Annotated in this window: 18 protein-coding genes; 6 read left to right on the top strand and 12 right to left on the bottom strand. The window is 68.9% G+C overall.

The window, feature by feature from the left end:
- Window positions 1–302: 302 nt before the first annotated feature.
- Entirely contained in the window at window positions 303–677 is a 375-nt protein-coding gene (locus tag LRM18_RS05220; protein WP_270952047.1) for a hypothetical protein, read from the top strand.
- Window positions 678–690: 13 nt separating this feature from the next.
- Here the strand turns inward: LRM18_RS05220 and LRM18_RS05215 are convergent, their stop codons facing one another.
- A complete protein-coding gene (locus LRM18_RS05215; RefSeq protein WP_270952045.1) occupies window positions 691–1,356 on the bottom strand; it encodes an Ivy family c-type lysozyme inhibitor in 666 nt (221 codons plus the stop codon).
- 114 nt (window positions 1,357–1,470) lie between these two features.
- On the opposite strand from LRM18_RS05215, the gene LRM18_RS05210 reads away from it, so the two are divergent.
- Complete coding sequence (locus LRM18_RS05210; RefSeq protein WP_270952042.1) at window positions 1,471–1,947, top strand: nuclear transport factor 2 family protein; 477 nt, start codon at window positions 1,471–1,473, stop codon at window positions 1,945–1,947.
- A gap of 118 nt (window positions 1,948–2,065) precedes the next feature.
- On the opposite strand, the gene LRM18_RS05205 is transcribed toward LRM18_RS05210, so the two are convergent.
- The 5 genes from LRM18_RS05205 to LRM18_RS05185 form a co-directional block, all read right to left on the bottom strand.
- Window positions 2,066–3,091 (bottom strand): NAD(P)H-dependent glycerol-3-phosphate dehydrogenase, encoded by a 1,026-nt coding sequence (locus LRM18_RS05205; protein WP_021204061.1) that lies wholly within the window; start codon window positions 3,089–3,091, stop codon window positions 2,066–2,068.
- 20 nt (window positions 3,092–3,111) lie between these two features.
- Window positions 3,112–3,630 carry a protein-export chaperone SecB gene (secB, locus tag LRM18_RS05200; RefSeq protein ID WP_005407596.1) on the bottom strand — a complete coding sequence of 173 codons (519 nt, stop codon included), beginning with the start codon at window positions 3,628–3,630 and terminating at the stop codon, window positions 3,112–3,114.
- Between the two features lie 100 nt (window positions 3,631–3,730).
- Complete coding sequence (locus LRM18_RS05195; RefSeq protein WP_005420930.1) at window positions 3,731–4,168, bottom strand: rhodanese-like domain-containing protein; 438 nt, start codon at window positions 4,166–4,168, stop codon at window positions 3,731–3,733.
- Window positions 4,169–4,225: 57 nt separating this feature from the next.
- A complete protein-coding gene (locus LRM18_RS05190; protein ID WP_049470818.1) occupies window positions 4,226–4,651 on the bottom strand; it encodes a hypothetical protein in 426 nt (141 codons plus the stop codon).
- 32 nt (window positions 4,652–4,683) lie between these two features.
- Window positions 4,684–5,151, bottom strand: a complete 468-nt coding sequence (locus LRM18_RS05185; protein ID WP_049470815.1) for a YiiD C-terminal domain-containing protein — start codon at window positions 5,149–5,151, stop codon at window positions 4,684–4,686.
- A 35-nt stretch (window positions 5,152–5,186) separates the two neighbouring features.
- Between LRM18_RS05185 and LRM18_RS05180 the strand changes: the two genes are divergently transcribed.
- The 3 genes from LRM18_RS05180 to LRM18_RS05170 all read left to right on the top strand — a co-directional run bounded on the left by LRM18_RS05180 (window position 5,187) and on the right by LRM18_RS05170 (window position 8,380).
- Window positions 5,187–5,996 carry a uroporphyrinogen-III synthase gene (locus LRM18_RS05180; protein ID WP_270952021.1) on the top strand — a complete coding sequence of 270 codons (810 nt, stop codon included), beginning with the start codon at window positions 5,187–5,189 and terminating at the stop codon, window positions 5,994–5,996.
- A gap of 104 nt (window positions 5,997–6,100) precedes the next feature.
- The gene (locus LRM18_RS05175; protein ID WP_150828284.1) at window positions 6,101–7,078 is read left to right on the top strand and encodes a uroporphyrinogen-III C-methyltransferase; all 978 of its coding nucleotides are present in this window, start codon (window positions 6,101–6,103) and stop codon (window positions 7,076–7,078) included.
- A gap of 6 nt (window positions 7,079–7,084) precedes the next feature.
- Entirely contained in the window at window positions 7,085–8,380 is a 1,296-nt protein-coding gene (locus LRM18_RS05170; protein ID WP_049470806.1) for a heme biosynthesis HemY N-terminal domain-containing protein, read from the top strand.
- A 109-nt stretch (window positions 8,381–8,489) separates the two neighbouring features.
- Here LRM18_RS05170 and LRM18_RS05165 read toward each other — a convergent pair whose 3' ends face one another.
- Window positions 8,490–9,785: an acetyl-CoA C-acetyltransferase gene (locus LRM18_RS05165; RefSeq protein ID WP_005420942.1), complete on the bottom strand. Its 1,296-nt coding sequence runs from the start codon at window positions 9,783–9,785 to the stop codon at window positions 8,490–8,492.
- A 93-nt stretch (window positions 9,786–9,878) separates the two neighbouring features.
- Between LRM18_RS05165 and LRM18_RS05160 the strand changes: the two genes are divergently transcribed.
- Window positions 9,879–10,766, top strand: a complete 888-nt coding sequence (locus LRM18_RS05160; protein WP_053461823.1) for a hypothetical protein — start codon at window positions 9,879–9,881, stop codon at window positions 10,764–10,766.
- 672 nt (window positions 10,767–11,438) lie between these two features.
- Here the strand turns inward: LRM18_RS05160 and LRM18_RS05155 are convergent.
- From LRM18_RS05155 to LRM18_RS05135, 5 genes are all read right to left on the bottom strand, one after another.
- Window positions 11,439–12,065, bottom strand: a complete 627-nt coding sequence (locus LRM18_RS05155) for a superoxide dismutase family protein (RefSeq protein WP_053506120.1) — start codon at window positions 12,063–12,065, stop codon at window positions 11,439–11,441.
- 37 nt (window positions 12,066–12,102) lie between these two features.
- Window positions 12,103–12,672, bottom strand: coding sequence for a superoxide dismutase family protein (locus tag LRM18_RS05150; RefSeq protein WP_270952014.1), 570 nt, complete (start codon window positions 12,670–12,672; stop codon window positions 12,103–12,105).
- Window positions 12,673–12,765: 93 nt separating this feature from the next.
- Window positions 12,766–14,214 (bottom strand): nitrogen regulation protein NR(I), encoded by a 1,449-nt coding sequence (gene ntrC / locus LRM18_RS05145; RefSeq protein ID WP_270952012.1) that lies wholly within the window; start codon window positions 14,212–14,214, stop codon window positions 12,766–12,768.
- Window positions 14,207–15,268 (bottom strand): ATP-binding protein, encoded by a 1,062-nt coding sequence (locus LRM18_RS05140; protein ID WP_053462608.1) that lies wholly within the window; start codon window positions 15,266–15,268, stop codon window positions 14,207–14,209. Before LRM18_RS05140 ends, ntrC begins: the two co-directional genes overlap by 8 nt.
- 171 nt (window positions 15,269–15,439) lie before the next feature.
- Window positions 15,440–17,485: a TonB-dependent receptor gene (locus tag LRM18_RS05135; RefSeq protein WP_270952009.1), complete on the bottom strand. Its 2,046-nt coding sequence runs from the start codon at window positions 17,483–17,485 to the stop codon at window positions 15,440–15,442.
- Between the last annotated feature and the right edge of the window lie 65 nt (window positions 17,486–17,550).

Below are 17,550 nucleotides of genomic sequence, written 5' to 3'. Positions count from 1 at the left end.
GTTTCAGCGTGGAATGCAACTGTTCTGATTGGCACTGCGCCGCGACCCGCGTACAGATGGCGGGCCACCGGAAAATCGGTGGCCGGGCCTCGAAAACCCGTTAGATCACGAACGTTGTTTGCGCTTGCCAGCCGGCGTCACCCCGCGTGGCGCCGGCTGGCATTCCGTCTGCCGGCTATGGCGGGCGGAGCGTGGAGGCCTTGCGCCTGCCGGTCTTGTTCGTGATCTCCCGGTTTTCGAGCCACGTCTCCGCCCGCCACCTTTGTGTGGCGGCTACCGTCTGCCCTGCACGGAGCACTGCCATGACATCACCGGACTTCCCGCGCCTGCATCCGCATCACTCGCCCGCCAATGCCGGTGAGTTGCCAGAGCACGCGCCTGCGGCCGATCCGAACGCCTTCATCGCCACGCTTCACCGCATCGGCAAAGGCGCGGCCGCCGATGGCCAGCCTTGGCCAGAGCGTCACCAGATGCCGGGCCGTTGCATGGCGCTGGCCGATGCGGACTGTGCACTGGCCGGCCAACGCGTGACGTTGGAGCTGCTGCTGGCGGCCGAGCGCGTGCGTCAGAACGGCGCGGAGGCCGAGTACGTGGGCGACCGGGTGATGGAAGGGCTGATCCTGGCGTGCCTGACCATGAACGCACAGGCCAGCGCACGCATGCAGCCGGAAGGATGACGCGGGCGCCACCTCACTCGCAAAGCGCGCTGTCTTCCTTCAACGCGGCATCCTGCAGTGGCTGGCGCAGTTCGATCTGCGCACGTTGTTCCGCCGTCGGTTCGCCCAGCCACCATACACGGCAGCGCGCGGTAAGACGGCCGACCATCCTCGCTTCCGTTGGCGAATACAGCATCGCCAACGCGGTGCCGGGGCAGTCGTGGGCCTGGCAGGCGGTGTAGAACCACCATGGCTCGCCCTGCAGCACCACCCGCTCGCCGGGCCCGCTGGGGCCGCTCAACAGCCGTTGGCGCAGCGAGGGAATCTCCTTGTCAGCGGATTCGGCTGCCGCAGTGCCCTTCATCAGGGTATTGAAGGCCGCCAGCACCTTCGGGTCCTTGCGACCGCAGTCGTCCACGGTGTTGCCACCGACCAGGGTGAAGAAGTGGGTCGCCAGCGGATTGTCCGCGCAGGTCAGTTCGCCGCCGGTGCTCGGGTCTTCCGGTTCGCCTTCGTTGTCCCACACCGCGGGGTCCACGCCGTCTTCGGTGGACGGTTCCTTCTCGGCCGCCGTGGCCGTGGCCGCAGGTGCTTCGGCAGTCGGTGCCGGTGCCGCCGGTGCTGCGGCCGGTGCGGGTGCCTGCCCGCAGGCAGCCAGCAATGCGACCGTCAGTGTCATCCCTGTGATTCGAATCTTCATTCCCTGTCCTTGTCTGATCTGCGCTGCATCCACCAAATCGGCAGCCGCGTGATTCTAACCAGCACCGTGCAAGGATGCGTTCGTAGCTTCCCGTCATCGCCTGGAGCCGGACGCATGCGCCGTACACGACTCGCCATGATCTTCTGCAGTGCCCTGCTGCTGGCATCGCCGGCAATTGCCCACGATGCAGAAAACGCGAAGCCTGCGCAGCCTCTCCCGAGCGCAGCCCTGCCCCCTTCGCTGGATCGCGTACTGCGCGACTACGAGCAGGCGTGGCACACGGGCGACGCCAAGGCGCTGGCCGGGTTGTTCGCCGAGGATGGCTTTGTGCTGCAGAGCAACCAGCCGCCGGTGCGCGGCCGCAGTGCGATCGAGGCCGCATATGCCGGCCAGGGCGGCAGTCCGTTGCGGCTGCGTGCGTTGGCGTACGCGGTGGACGGGAATGCGGGCTACATCATTGGTGCCTACCGCTACGGCAACAACGTGGGGGACACCGGCAAATTCACGCTGACGCTGAAGCGCGTGGGCGATGGGCCGTGGTTGATCTTCTCGGACATGGACAACACCAGCGCGCCACCACGGGCGCGGTGATTGCTGCCGCCGGGCTCTCGGCACCCACGGTGCCAGATCGGCAAGAGATAAGATCCACGCCATGCGTGGATAGGGCGCGCACGTAAAAAACCCCGGCACGTGGCCGGGGTTTTTCGATTCACTTGAACAGCGTGTCCGGATATTCCGGTTTCTGTTCCCGCGCCAGCAATGCGCGCAGCCCTTCTTCCGGCGTCTGCTCGCCGTGCAGCACGGCACGCACGCGGTCGGAGATCGGCAGGTCGATGCCATGGCGGCGCGCCTGTCGCATCACTTCGTCGGCGGTCTGCACCGACTCGACCACCTGGCCGATTTCGCGCACGGCATCCTGCAGCGTCTGGCCGCGGCCCAGGGCCAGGCCCAGGCGACGGTTGCGCGACAGGTCGCCGGTGCAGGTCAGCACCAGATCGCCGAGGCCGGCCAGGCCCATCAGCGTTTCCGGCTTGGCGCCGATCGCAGCGGCCAGGCGCAGCATCTCGTTCAGACCACGGGTGATCAGGCCGGCACGGGCGTTGAGGCCCAGCTGCATGCCATCGGCCACGCCGGTGGCCACCGCCAGCACGTTCTTCATCGCGCCGCCCAGCTCGGCACCGACCATGTCGTCGCCGGTGTAGGCGCGGAACGCCGGGCCATGCATCGCCTCGGCCACCGTCTGCGCGAACTCGGGCACGTCGCCATGCACGGTGATCGCGGTCGGCAGGCCCTGGGTCACTTCCTTGGCGAACGACGGCCCGGTGACGACGGCCAGCGGCACGTCCTCACCCAGCACTTCGCGCGCCACTTCATGCAGGAAGCGGCCCGAACCGGGTTCGAAGCCCTTGGTGGCCCAGGCCACGCCGGCACCGGCCGGACGCAGCGGCGCCAGCGCGCGCACGGTTTCACCGAAGGCATGCGACGGCGTCACCACCAGGATCCAGGCCGCGCCCTCTACCGCCGACGCCAGGTCGGTGGTAGCCCGCAGGCTGTCCGGCAGCGGGATGCCCGGCAGGTAACGCGGATTCTCGTGGCGCTGGTCGATGGCGTCGACCACGGCAGCATCGCGGCCCCACAGCACGGTCGGGTGACCGTGCCGTGCGAGCAGGCTGGCCAGCGCGGTTCCCCAGGAACCGGCGCCAAGCACGGCGATCTTGTCAGCGGGAGTGCTCATCCGTGACGTCGCGGCAGGAATCAGGCGTTGCCGGCCGGCTCGGAGTCAGCCAGCGACGGTGCGTCGCCCTGCTCCTGGCGCTGGCGCAGGGTTTCTGCGTACAGGCCTTCGAAGTTGATCGGCTGCAGGAAGAACGGCGGGAAGCCGCCGGCCTGGATCAGGTCGCTGATCAGCTGGCGCACGTACGGGAACAGGATGTTCGGGCACTGGGTGCCGAGCAGCACGTCGATCGACTGCGGGTCCAGGCCGACCAGGCCGAACACGCCGGCCTGCTTCACTTCGGCCACGTAGGCGGTGCGCTCACCGGCCTGGCAGGTCAGGGTCACGGCCAGCACGACTTCGAAGGCGTTCTCACCCAGGCGCTGCACCTGCTGGTTCAGATTCAGCTGCAGCTCCGGCTGCACCTGGTCATTGAAGATGGTCGGCGCGTTCGGCGACTCGAAGGAGACGTCCTTGACGTAGATCTTCTCGACGGTGAAAGCGGGGCCGGTAGCGGCATCGACCGGCGCAGCGGCGCCGTTGGTGATCTCTTCGGACATTTCCAGTAACTCCAGGTGAATGCAATGAAAACGATGGTCGAACTACTGCGATGGGGGCGGGATCCGGCCCAGACAAGGCCGGATCCGCCACCTGCGACAATCAGTTACGGCCCTTGACCAGCGGCAGCTCGGCCTGCTGCCAGGCGGGGATGCCGCCGTCGAGCACGTAGACCTTCTCGAAACCGGCCTTCTTCAGCGCCTTGGCGGCGGTTTCCGAAGCGTTGCCGCTGCGGCACACCAGCACCACCGGCGACTGCTTGGCGTTGGCAACCAGCTTGTGCTCGGGGCCGAAGGCACTGGCCTGGGCGTTGCGGCTGCCGGCAATGTGGCCCTTCTCGAAGTCACCGCTGGCCGACAGGTCGACCACCACCGTGCCGCCCGCGTTCATCAGCTGGGTCAGTTCGGCGGGCTTGATGCCCTTGAAGCCCCGGAACAGGCGGCGGATCTCGGTGACGATGATGGCCACGGTCAGGCCGACCAGGGCCGCGGACAGCATCGGGTTTCGGCCTGCAAAGGCCAGCAACTCTTCGTAATTCACTCAGGTCACGGGTCGATTAAGCGGGCGCCGATTGTCGCACAAGCCGGACGCGGCCCGTCACTGCCCCTTCCACAGGTCCGGCAGGCCGGCGGTCTGCCACCAGCGCTTGGCCTCCGGGTCCCAGCGCCAGCGCTCGACCACCACCACCGTGCGCTCGGCCTGGGTGTTCTGGTTGATCACCCCGATTTCGACCCGGCGCTCGACCAGGCCGCCATCCAGCGCGGCACTGCTGCGCTCGCGGTAGGACGACACGCGCAGCTGCGCGTAACGGTTGAGCTCGAACTCGGTCGGCGGCTTTTCCTTGCGCAGCTTCGGGTCCAGGTAGCCGATGGCATCGTCCATGCTGCCCCAGCGGATGGTGGCGCCGTAGGCGACCTGGGTCTCTTCCAGCAGCTTGCGCTGCTTGCGGCTCAGGTCGTCGGCCGAAGCCACGGCGCTGACCAGCAGCAGGGAATACATCAGGAACTGGATGAGGCGGCGCATCGGTGGTTTCCCCAGGACGTCAGCCTGCCATCCTACCCTCTGGCGAAGGCAACAAAGCGACCGCTGAACTCGGCCGCAGGCTTGCCATCGGCACCGGGCTGGGTGGCAATGATGCTGATCCGGGCCTTGCGGCGCTGGCGGAAGGTATTCAGGAAGGCATCCCAGCCGGTGGCTTCGGCCGCTTCGGCGTGGGCATGCAGGTCCTCGTAGACCGGCGCCAGGTAGCGCAGGTTGCTGTCGGCCACGTAGACCTCGGCATCGTGGCCGGCCAGGCGCAGGCGCAGGCTGACCAGGGCCCAGCCGGACAGGGTCAGCACCGAGGCCAGGCTGCCGCCGAAGGCGTTGCCCTTGTCGTTGACGTTGGCGGCCAGCGGCGCGGTGATGCGCAGCACGCCGTCAGCATAGCCGTCGAGGCGGATCTGCATGGCGCGCACCGCCGGCATGCAGTCCAGCACGTCCTGCAGGGCGGCCAACGAGGAAGTCAGGGCATCAACGGACATCGGAGCAGCGACCACGACAACGAAGGGCCCGCATAATGCAGGCAATGGTCGACCATACGATACCCACTGGCGCCACCCGTTCCGGCGCGCGCTGGACCCTGATCTCGCTGCGCCCACAGGGCCAGCAGGCGGCGCTGCGCCGCGCCGTTGCCGGGCGGGGCGGACAGGTACTGGCGCTGCCGCCGTGGCGGCTGCAGCGCCTGCACGGCACGCCCGTGCTGCGCCAGCTGCAACGCGCGCTGAACTGCGACCGGGTGGTGTTCACCAGCCCTGCCGCCGTTACCGCCGCAGCATCGCTGCTGGCGCTGGCCGAAGCGCAGCGCAGCCCCTGGCTGACCGTGGGCGAAGGCACCGCGCGCGCGCTGCAGGCGCACGGCGTGGCCGAGGTGCATGCGCCGCAGCGGATGGACAGCGAAGGCCTGCTTGCGCTGCCGGTGCTGGCGGACGTCCGCGGCCTGCGCATCGGCCTGGTGACCGCGCCCGGCGGGCGCGGCCTGATCGCCGCGCAGTTGCAGGCGGCGGGCGCCACGATCGAACGCGCCGACGTCTACCAGCGCCGCTTGCTGCGCCTGCCTCGGCGCCCGCTGGCCCGCTTGGCGCATTCAGCCCAGCCGTGGGTGCTGGCCGTGAGCAGTGGCGAAGCGCTGCAGCACGTCTGGCAGCAGCTTCCGCCGACCTGGCAGCAGCGCCTGCGGGCAGAGGGCCGCGTGGTGGTTGCCAGCGACCGCCTCGGCGAACAGGCACGGTCACTCGGCCTGCGGCACATCTCACGCAGCGCCGGCCCCACCGCTGCGCAGCTGGTGGCCGCTGCACACGCCACGCTCACCGTCCCGGCAGCGACCTGAACAGGGACGTGGATCACGCTTGCCGCTGTCGTCGGCAACAGTGATGCTGTGCACAACGCGGCCAGCCGGACTTCCACCGGCGACGCTGCCGACAAGGAAGCCCGATGAACGACACTCCGCCCGCTCCCCCACCCCATCGACCCGTGCGCTGGCTGCTGCCGCTGGCCGCTGTGGTCGTGCTCGGCGCGGGCGGCTATGCCGGCTGGTACGTCTGGCAGCAGCAACAGCATGAGCAGGAAGCGCAGGCACAGACCACGGCCGTCCAGCTGAAGGGCCTGGAGGCCACGCTGGATGCGCTGCGTCGTGACCAGCGCGCGACCAGCCAGCGCCTGCAGGACGCAGCGACCACCAACCGCGTGCTGCGCGACGAGATGCTGGGCCTCTCCCAGCGCAGCGCGTTGCTGGAAGAAAACCTGGCCAAGCTGGCCGACAGCGCCAACCAGGGCCGCCAGGCGGTGCAGCGCGACGAGGCCGAGCTGCTGCTGACCCAGGCCGCACAGCGCCTGAACTACGCCGACGACGTAGACGGCGCACGTCGCCTGTATGCGCAGGCGGCCAGCGCACTGGCCGAACTGCCCGACACTGAGGGACTGAACCTGCGCCAGGCGCTGGTGCAGGAGCGCGAGGCACTGGATGCACTCGGCAGCGGCCCGCGCGTGCAGTCGCTGCAGCGCCTGGATGCTGTGGCCCAGGCGCTGCAAGGCCTGCCCTCGCAGATCACCGGCACGACCGGCGGCAACGCAGCCAAGCCCTGGTGGCAGGCCACGCTGGCGCCGTTCGTGGACATCACCCCGAGCCGCCAGAACGGCCCGCTGACCGCCGCCGAGCAGCGCACTGCCGACGATGCGCTGCAGCTGGAACTGACGTTGGCCCGTGCCGCCATCGAGCGCGGCGACCGGGCCGGCCGCAATACCGCCCTGGACCGCGTGGAGCACTGGGCACAGCGGCGCTGGCCGGATTCACCAGCCCTGCGCGCGCAACGTGCTGAACTGAAGGCCTTGCGCGAACTGCCGCTGCAGGCCAACGATGCTGTCCTTGGCAGCACCCTGCAACAACTGCGCACCCAGACCGACCGGAGGTAAGCCCGCATGAAACCCCTGCAATCCCTGGTCGTGCTGTTGCTGGCCGTGGCCATCGGCGTGGTGGCCGCGCAATGGCTCGGCGCCGATGACCTGAACCGCTTTGGCGAGGTGACCCTGCGCTACGGCGGCTACGACTACCACAGCAACCTGCCGAAGGTGGCGCTGCTGGCAGTGATCACGGTCCTGGTGCTGTGGCTGCTGTGGAGCCTGATCGCCGCACCGTTCCGCGCCTGGGGCCGCTACCGCCGCAAGCAGGGCCGGGTGCGCCTGATCGACGGCCTGCAGGCCTATGAGCATGGCCAGTGGCAGCGTGCCGAAAAACTGCTGGACGGTGCGGCCAAGGACCCGGAGGTGAGCGCGGTGGCGCTGGCCAATGCGGTGCGCAGCGCACAGGCACGCGCCGACGGCCCCGCCGGCGAAGCACTGCTGCAGCGCCTGGGCGAAAGTGACGCCACCCTGCAGGCGCTGCTGCGCGCCGAACAGCTGCTGGCGCGCGACCTGCCGGTGGATGCGATCAACGCGCTGGACGTGGCGGCGATCCAGCCGCTGCCGCCACGCGGCCTGTGGCTGCGCACCGAGGCACTGGCACAGGCCGGCCGCGCCCACGAGGCGTATGGCCAGCTGGGTGCACTGCGCCAGAGCAAGGTGCTGCCGGCCGAGGCCAGCAGCGAACTGGAAGCGCGGCTGGCTGCGCAGGCGCTGCTGGAAGCGGCCGACGTCAACGCACTGGCCGCGCAGTGGGAAGCCACGCCGAAGGCGTTGCGCCCGACCCCGGACGTGGTGGGCGCCTATGCCAGCCGCGCCGTGGCGCTGGACTGGGACGAGCCGGCGCTGCTGGCGCTGGAACAGGCCCTGGACCAGCGCTGGGATGACGAACTGGTGGCGCTGTATGGCCGCCTGCCGGCCGAGCGCCTGGCCACCCGCCAGGCCAACCTCGCTCGCTGGCGCAACGTGCATGACGGCTCGGCCGCGCTGCGGCTGGCGCAGGGCCGCGTGGCCCTGGCCCAGCAGCAGTGGGAGGCCGCCGATGCGTTCCTGCACGAGGCCATCGCCGCGGGCGCCGGTGCACCGGCGTGGGAAGCACTCGGTGAACTGTTCGCCCAGCGTGGCGAACACGCGCTGGCCGCACAGTGCCTGGCCAATGCGCTGCGCCTGCAGCGCGGCGAGGACAGCGTGGCGCTGGTGCGCGGTAGCGAGGCGCCACTGCGTGCCACGGTGGAAGAGCAGCCGATCGCGGTGCAGCCGCCGGTGTATGACGCCAACGAAGAGCGCGACGAGTTCGGTAATCCGCGGTTGCCGTGAACCGTGCCGACCAACGGTCGGCACCCACCGATGCAAAAAAAAAACGCCGCCCATTGGGCGGCGTTTTCGTATCAGCGCTGCCGGCCAGCGGCCGGCACTACCGTAATGCTCAGCGTTCGACGATCGCCACCACACCCATGCCGCCGGCGGTGCAGATCGACACCAGCGCGCGGCCACCGCCGCGTTCGGCCAGCTGCTTGGCGGCGGTGGCGATGACGCGGGCGCCGGTGGCGGCGAACGGATGACCGGTGGCCAGCGACGAACCCAGCAGGTTGATCTTGTCCGGGTCGATGCGGCCCAGCGGTGCGTCCAGCCCCAGGCGGTTGCGGCAGTAGTCCTCGCTCTCCCACGCACGCAGGGTGCACAGCACCTGCGCGGCGAAGGCTTCGTGGATCTCGTAGATGTCGAAGTCCTGCAGGGTCAGGCCATTGCGCTTGAGCATTTCCGGCACCGCGATGGTCGGTGCCATCAGCAGGCCTTCGCCATGCACGAAGTCCACTGCCGCCACGTGTGCGTCACGCAGGTAGGCCTGCGGCTCATGGCCATGCGCGCGCGCCCACTCTTCGCTGGCCAGCAGTACCGCAGCGGCACCGTCGGTCAGCGGGGTGGAATTGGCAGCGGTCAGCGTGCCGCGGCCGGAAACCTTGTCGAACGCCGGCTTCAGCGTGGCCAGCTTTTCCAGCGAGGTGTCCGGGCGCAGGATGTTGTCACGCTCGACGCCACGGAACGGTGCGATCAGGTCGTTGAAGAAGCCACGCTCATAGGCAGCAGCCAGCTTCTTGTGCGAGGACACCGCCCACTCATCCTGCGAGTCGCGCGAGATGTTCCATTCCTTGGCCATGTCCTCGCAGTGGTCGCCCATGCTCTTGCCGGTGCGCGGCTCGGCCACGCCCGGGAACTCGGGCTTGAGCTCGGAGAACTTGAAGCCGGCGGTGAGCGCGCGGATCTTGTCGCCGGTGCTCTTGGCGCGGTTGGCGGCCAGCAGGCGTGCACGCAGCTTCTTGCCGTAGACGATCGGCACGTCGGAGGTGGTGTCCGAACCGCCACCGATGCCCGATTCGATCTGGCCCAGCGCGATCTTGTTGGCCACGGTGATGATGCTGTCCAGCGAAGTGCCGCAGGCGCGCTGCAGGGTGATGCCCGGGGTCAGCGGCGACAGGCCGGAGGACAGCGTGGCCTCACGGCCCAGGTTCCAGTCGCTGGAGTGCTTGATCACCGCACCCATCGCCACTTCGCCCAGCTGCTGGCCGTGCAGGCCGAAACGTTCGACCAGCGCGCCCAGCGTACGGACCGACATGCCGAGGTTGCCGACATCCGAATACGCGGTGTTCTGGCGGCAGAACGGAATGCGGACGCCACCGAGGATGGCGACGGGACGAGCGTTGGGCATGGAGATACCTGGCATGGATGAGGGTGTCTGCAACATGGCCTGCACGGCGGAGCAGGCATAATGGAGCCAAGTGTAGCTGCCGCCCTGTGATGGGCCAACCGTGGAACCATGAGCAAACCCGACCCCGCGATGAATGCCCTTGGCGTGCTGGCCCTGGAACTGGCCGGCGGCGAAATCCCCCGCCAGGCGGTACTCAGCGCTGAACAGGCCGGTGAACTGGCCGAACGTGTCGGCCGTGACCTGTCCAAGCTGGTGCCACAGGTCGCCGAGCTGGACCTGGTGTTCGCCGCCGCGCATTTCGACCCGGCCGAAGTCCTGCGTCCGGGCTGGCCGATCCACCGCCGCCTGGAAGAACTGCAGATGCGTGCCCCGGGCCGCAACCAGGGCCCGCGCCTGCTGGCCTTCGGCACCGATGCCGCAGGCGATGTGCCGCTGCCGTTCCAGGCCGATGCGACCCTGGTGGGGGGCGGCCTGCGCGTGGTGCCGTTCCTGCTGACCGGCAGCGACGTGGCCACCACCCATGCCGTGGCCGAGGCGCTGGAAGACACCCTGCTGGCCAACGGCATGGCGCATGCCGATACCGCGCTGATGGCGCAGAACGCCTTCGGGGCCCGCATCGAGCACGCGCGCTATTTCACCGTGAACGACCTGGCCGCGATGATGTCGATGCAGTACGACAACCAGGGCCTGGCCGCGCTGTGGCCGCTGATCGAGACCGCGATCATGGCGCCGGGCGAAGACGAGTGGCTCAATGCCGCGCCCGAGCCGTTGCTGCGCTATACCCATGGCGAGGCACGCATGGCGCTGTTCGACCCGGCCGGTTGGTGCGCGTACTACAACCACAGCAAGAACGACTGCGACCGCCTGCAGGGCATCTACGAGCAGTTCCTGATGCGCCAGCGGCAGATGGCCGCGGTGCTGGAAGCGCATGGCGTGCCCGTGCTGTTCGTGCACTGCGAGGCCGGCCAGGACGCACGCGAGCTGCTGGCGCGCTGAAGACGGGTAGTGCCGGCCGCTGGCCGGCAACGTCCGGATCTGCGATGGCCGGCCAGCGGCCGGCACTACCGATGAAGAAGAACGCCGGCTTGCGCCGGCGTTTCCCGTTTCCAGCAGAAATGGCCGCAGTGCTGTTCGTGCACTGCGAGGCCGGGCAGGACGCGCGCGAGCTGCTGGCGCGCTGAAGGACGGGTAGTGCCGGCCGCTGGCCGGCAACGTCCGGATCTGCGATGGCCGGCCAGCGGCCGGCACTACCGATAAAGAAGAACGCCGGCTTGCGCCGGCGTTTCCCGTTTCCAGCAGAAATGGCCGCAGTGCTGTTCGTGCACTGCGAGGCCGGGCAGGACGCACGCGAACTGCTGGCGCGCTGAAGACGGGTAGTGCCGGCCGCTGGCCGGCAACGTCCGGATCTGCGATGGCCGGCCAGCGGCCGGCACTACCGATAAAGAAGAACGAACGCCGGCTTGCGCCGGCGTTTTCCGTTTCCAGCAGAAATGGCCGCAGTGCTGTTCGTGCACTGCGAGGCCGGCCAGGACGCACGCGAGCTGCTGGCGCGCTGAAGGACGGGTAGTGCCGGCCGCTGGCCGGCAACGTCCGGATCTGCGATGGCCGGCCAGCGGCCAGCACTACCGATAAAGAAGAACGCCGGCTTGCGCCGGCGTTCCTTGATTCTTACGGGGCCTTCTGGATCACCGCGCACGCCAGGCGCGCGCCGGCATTGCCGGTCGGCTGGGTCTTGTAGTCGTCTGCATCCGCGTGGACGATCAGGCCGCGGCCGATGATGTCGAAGTCATCGCCCTTGCCGATGTTGACGTTGCTCGACACCGGGCCGTCGATGGTGGCCACGCCCTTGTCGTCGGCCTTGATGTTGGGCATGTCGCCGCCGTGGTGCGGATCGGTGGCGACGTTGCCGTGATCCTGCTTGCCGGGATTGAAGTGGCCGCCGGCGCTCATGCCGTCCGGCGCGCTGCAGTCGCCCTTCTCGTGGATGTGGAAGCCGTGCTCGCTGCCCGGCTTCAGGCCGGTGATCTGGCCGGTCACGTGGACCTTGCCATCAACCACCTTGAAGGTGACGCTGCCCTTGGCTTCGTTGCCCTGGGTCGGTGCCAGCTCGGCGGTGGCCGAAGCATCGGCCGCCGGTGCGGCAGCCGGCTGCGGGGCTGCAGCGGGTTCGGTGGTGGCGCCGTCGGCCGGCGTGGCCGGCGGGGTTTCCGCCTGCGGCGCGGCCGGTTGCGGGTTGCAGGCCGCCAGGCCCAGTGCGGCGATGGCCGCAAACAGCGAAGTGTGGATCAGACGCATTGGAATCTCTCCCTCGATGATGCCTGCGGTGAAGTGATCAGCGGACGACCCGGATCACGCCACAGGCGATGCGGACGCCGGCATTGCCGGCGGGCTGGCTGCGATAGTCGTCGGCGTTGGCATGCACGACCAGTGCACGTCCGGCGATATCGGTGGCGGCGCCTCCGCCAAGGGTAACGCCCTTGAGGTGGATATCGACGTTGGCGCGGCCCTGGGCGTCGGCACGCAGGTTGTCCATGTCGCCCAGGTGGTGCTTGCCGGTGCCGGCGCGACCGTGCGCAGCTCCGGCGGGGTTGAAGTGGTTGCCGGCGCTGCTGGCATCCACCGCGCTGCAGTCGCCACGCTCGTGGATGTGGAAGCCGGCCTGCTGCATCGGCTGCAGGCCACCGACCAGGCCGGTGATGTGGATGCCGCCAGGCTCCACCATCAGTGCGATGCGGCCACTGACGATGCTGGCCGAGGCCGGCGCGAGATTGGCCTCGCCCTGCCGGGCAGCGCTGACCACGGTGGGCGGCGGCGGCGCGGGTTCGGCCTTCTTCGGCGCACTGCCACAGGCAGACAGCAGCACGGCGGTTGACAACGACAGGATGGCAAAGGACAGGCGCATCAAAGACTCCTTGCAGATGACACTAAGCGTTGCATCGTCCATGAACGATCAACAGTTCGGCAAGCGGGTGCGAGGATCGCGTGCAGGGGCCGTTCAATGGCCGCCGCGACGACGTCCCGCGCCCAGCTTGCGGGTCAGGGTATTGCGGCCAAGACCCAGTCGTGCCGCGGCTTCGGCACGGCGGCCATGGGTGATCTGCAGCGCGGCGTCCAGCAGGGCATGGTCGACCCGCTCGCGCACCTGCGCGTGCAGTCCTTCCACGCCTTCAGCCAGCTGCCGGCGCGCCCATTCGGCCAGCAGCGCTTCCCACTGCCCCGGATCGGCGCTGCTGGTGCTGCCGCGACGGCTCCGTGCGCGGTTCAGCGCGGTATCGACGTCGGCCACGCCGATGGTGTCAGCAGCGGCCAGCGCGGCCATCCGCCAGCACACGTTTTCCAGCTCGCGCACGTTGCCCGGCCAGTCGTGCTCGCGCAGTGCCTGCAATGCGGCCGCCGTCAGGCGCTTCGGCGGCGTGTCCAGCTTGCGTGCGGCGGCGGCCAGGAACGTGCTGGCCAGCTGTGCGATGTCCTCGCGGCGCTCGCGCAGCGGTGGCAGCTGCAGGCGCACCACGTCCAGGCGGTGCAGCAGATCGGCGCGGAACTTCCCCTGCGCGACCAGGCCTTCCAGGTCCTGGTGGGTGGCGGCGATCACGCGCACATCGACGCGGATCAGTTCGCGGCCACCGACGCGGAAGAACTCGCCCTGCGCCAGCACGCGCAGCAGGCGGGTCTGCAGCGGCAGCGGCATGTCGCCGATTTCGTCCAGGAACAGCGTGCCGCCGTCGGCCTGCTCGAAGCGCCCGGTATGGCGGCGCTGCGCGCCGGTGAACGCGCCGGCTTCATGGCCGAACAACTCGCTTTCCAGCAGCTCGGCAGGAATCGCGGCGGTGTTGAGCGCAACGAACGGCCCGTGCGCACGCGGCGATTCGCGATGCAGCGCATGGGCCACCAGTTCCTTGCCGGTGCCGGTCTCGCCGGTGATCAGCACCGCCAGCGGCGCCTGCGCCAGGCGACCAATGGCACGGAACAGCGCGCGCATCGCCGGGGTATCGCCCACCAGTTGCGGCGGCTGGTCGCTGGCGGTTTCGACTGCCGGGCCGGGCGCGGCCAGAGTGGGTGCCACGGCCGGCAGCACCCGCTGCGCCAGCGCCACCGCATCGTCCAGATCGAACGGCTTGGACAGGAACTCATGCGCGCCGCCGCGGAACGCACCGGCGGTGCTGGCCACATCGGTGTAGGCCGACATCACCACCACCGGCAGCTGCGGCAAGGCGGCCTTGAGCTTGTCCAGCAGCACCAGGCCGTCATCGCCGGGCATGCGCACGTCGGTGAACAGCAGCGCCGGTGGCGGCCCCTCGCGCAATGCCTGCAGGGCGGGGGCGGCGCTGTCGAAATCGACGACCTGGTAGCCCGCCTCGCGCAGCGCGGTGCACAGCACGAAGCGCACGGCACGATCATCGTCGACCACCCAGATGCGCTGTGCGGTGGAGGAAGATTCAGACATCGCGCGGGGCCTCCTCGGCCGGGGCGGCGCCGTTGCCGATCGGCAGCAGCAGGGTAAACACGGTGTGGCCCGGGCGCGAGCGGTAGGTCAGCGTGCCGCGATGCTCGCGCGCCACCTGCTGGGCCAATGCCAGGCCGAGTCCAGTGCCTTCGGCGCGGCCACTGACCAGCGGCAGGAACAGGTGTTCGGCCAGTTCCTCGGGCACGCCACGCCCGTCGTCGGCGATTTCCAGGCGCAAGGCGAGCGTGTGCAGCTGTTCGGCGATGCGCACGCCATGCTCCACGCGGGTGCGCAGGGTGATGCTGCCGGCACCGGCCTGGATTGCGTTGCGCACCAGGTTCCACACCGCCTGGGTGAGACGGTCGGCGTCGCCGTGGAATTCGGGAATGCTGGGGTCGTAGTCGCGCTGCAGGCGTACCGCCCAGCCGGCCTCGTTCTCGGCCAGGCGCAGCACGCGCTCGAGCGCGGCATGGATGTTCAGTTCGGCGTGCGGTGCGGCCGGGGCCGGCGACAGCAGCTGGTCGAGCAGGCCGTTGAGACGTTCGATCTCCGAGCCGATCAGCTCGATCAGTTCGCGTTCGCTGGCGTCGCGCTGTGCGGCCCGGCGGGCCAGCAGCTGGGCCGCCCCCTTCAACCCGGCCAGCGGGTTGCGCAGCTCGTGGGCCAGGCCCTTCAGCGCCGCGCTGAGCGCGCTGGGCAGGGCCTGGGTCGGGTCCAGCCCGGGGAATTCATCGACCGGATGCGCCTCCAGCAACCAGCCGCCATCGTCGCGCCGGCTCATCCAGCCCTCGGCGAAGCGGGGCGCCTCGCCGGGCACCGCCAGCGCCAGCCGGTTCAGGCGCAGGCTGTCGCGCTCATCGCGTGCCAGGAAGTGGGCCAGGGCTTCGCCCTGCACTTCCAGTGCGGCCAGTGGCTGGCCCAGCAGCCGGCGACCGCTGACGCCCAGCCAGCGCCCGAAGGCCGGGTTGCAGCCGATGATGCGGCCATCGGCCCCGGCCCAGGCCAGCGGCGTGCCCAGGGCTTCAAGGGTCGGCGGCGGTGCGGGGTCGGACATTGCACCAATGTAGTGCAAAACGCGGGGTTCGGGGTCAGAGCCCTTTCCTCGCGGAAAGGGATCTGACCCCATGCGCTACGGGTTCCGGGGTCGGATCCCTGTCCGCCAGAAAAGGGCTCTGCCCCCTGCTGCAGGTCGAGCAAGCTCGACCATTACCAGATGCGTGGCCGGCTACAGCTTCATGTTGAGGCCGACGAATATGCTGCGGCCCGGCGCCGGCGAGAACATGGGGCGGGCGGTGTCCCAGAAGAAGCTGTCGTACCAGGCGTAGGCGTACTCGCGGCCGGTAACGTTCTTCAGCTGCAGGTCCACGCTGAAACACGGGGTGAGCTGGTAGGCCGCGCTGAGGTCGAGCACGGCGAAGCCGCCGAACTTGCCGGCCACGTTGCGCTCTTCCAGGTAGTAGTCGCCCTGTGCACGCGCCTGCAGGCCCAGCCGCAGCGCATCCGTGGCGCGGTAGTCCACGCCCAGATTGCTGATATGGCGCGGCGTGGCGGCCACTTCCCGGCCCTGCAGGGAAACGCTGGCATCGCGGTCGTCGCGGGTGATCTTCGCTTCCTGGTAGGCGTGCGACGCCCATACCGTCCAGTCGTCGCCCAGCTGCAGGCTCAGCTGCGCATCCACGCCGCGCCGGCGGGTCTTGCCCAGGGTGACCGTGGTGCCGGTGGCCGGCATGTTGGACACCTCGTTTTCCGCATCCTGCTGCCACACCGCCAGGCGTGCCTGGCTGCCAGCAAACGGCTGGAATTTCAGGCCCAGCTCCATGCCGGTGTTGGTGGACGGCTGCATCGGTGCCTGTCCCGGGGTGAGGTAGGCCGGTGCGGTGGACCCGGTCAGCACCTGGAAGGTGCGGCCCCAGTTCGCATAGACGTGGGTGGTCTGGCCCAGGCTGTGGATGATGCTCAGCTTGGGCTGGCCGATGCTGCCGTAATCCTGCAGCCGGGCGGTGATGCCGTTCATCAGGTGCGTGCGGCCACTGAAACGGTCGACGCGGTAGGCCGGCACGATCTTCCAGGCCTCGACCGGCTGGTAGATGGCCTGCACGTAGGCACCCCAGTTGTCGAAGCTGTGGCGATCGTTGTTCTGCACCCGCGCGGGCGGCTGGCTGAAATCAGTGGGTTCGGCGTAGGCGTAGCGCTCGCGGATGTAGCTGTTGTCCTGCTGCTCGTAGTTCAGGCCGCCCTCGACAGTAAGCGTGGGGCTGGCCTGCCAGGTCAGCGTGCTGAGCAGGCCATGCTGCCGCTCGTCCCACACGCGGCGCTGGCGCGGCAGGTTGCCGGTGGGCAGGTTGCTGAAGGTCACGCGGCGGTCGTCTTCGTAGCGGTTGTAGTAGAGACGCGTGCCGAAGGTGAGTGAGTCGGACAGTTTCATGTCCAGGTGCGCGGCAAGCTGGCGCATGTCGCGGTCATCACCATCGTTGCCGTTGCGCAGCTCGCTGCCACGGCGGTGCGTGCGCAGTTCCTCGGCGGTCATGAAGCCCGGTTCGTCGGCCTGATGGTGGTAGGCGCGCGCGGTCAGCCCCACGCGCAGGCAGTCGTCCAGCGAGCCGAAGAACCACTTGCCGCCCAGCGAGTACTTCTTCGAGGTGTCGTGGTCGCGATAGCCATCGCTGGTCTGGGTGCCGACGAAATAGTTCTGCGCGAAGCCATTGGCTTCGCGGCCAACCGCCAGCTGCGCATCACGGGTGTTGTAGCTGCCGTAGGCCAGGCGCGCATCGGTGTAGCTGCCCCCCTGGCGCGTACCGAAGTTCACGTTGCCGCCGATGTTATGCAGGCCATAGCGCGGGTCGTTGGTACCGCGCACCACTTCGATGTAGCTGATGTCCAGCGGGAACAGCATGTCGATGAAGCGCTGGTTGCCGCTGTTGACGTTGCTGGGAATGCCGTCGATGAGGGTCTTGATGGCGTTGAGGTAACCCTCGCCGTTGAAGGCGCGGAAGCTGACCTTGCCCGATTCGGCGCCCTGCCGGGTTTCGGTGAGCTGGATGCCGGGCATCTGCCCGAGCAGTTCCCAGCTGTGCGAGACGTTGCGGTTTTCGATCTGGTCTGCACCTAGGACGTCCACCGAGGTCAGCACCTGGTGCGCACTGAGCTGGCCTTCGCCGTGCTGGTGTACCTGCACCTTGCCGAGGGTGAGCGCGGCGTCGGCCGACTGCGCGAAGGCTTCAGGGGCGAACGGTGCGGCCGCGAGGGCGGCCACCAGGGTGGGAGTCTTCATGGGAAGGGGCGGTTACAGTGAAATGTAATCATATAACATTTCACATGCCCGCTTTTGCAGCGTCG

The sequence above is a fragment of the Stenotrophomonas sp. PI_27 genome (genome assembly GCF_027854495.1).
GTDB lineage: Bacteria > Pseudomonadota > Gammaproteobacteria > Xanthomonadales > Xanthomonadaceae > Stenotrophomonas > Stenotrophomonas pavanii.
The sequence above is the reverse complement of the archived record's forward strand: the minus strand, read 5'-3'. Positions and strand labels throughout refer to the sequence as shown.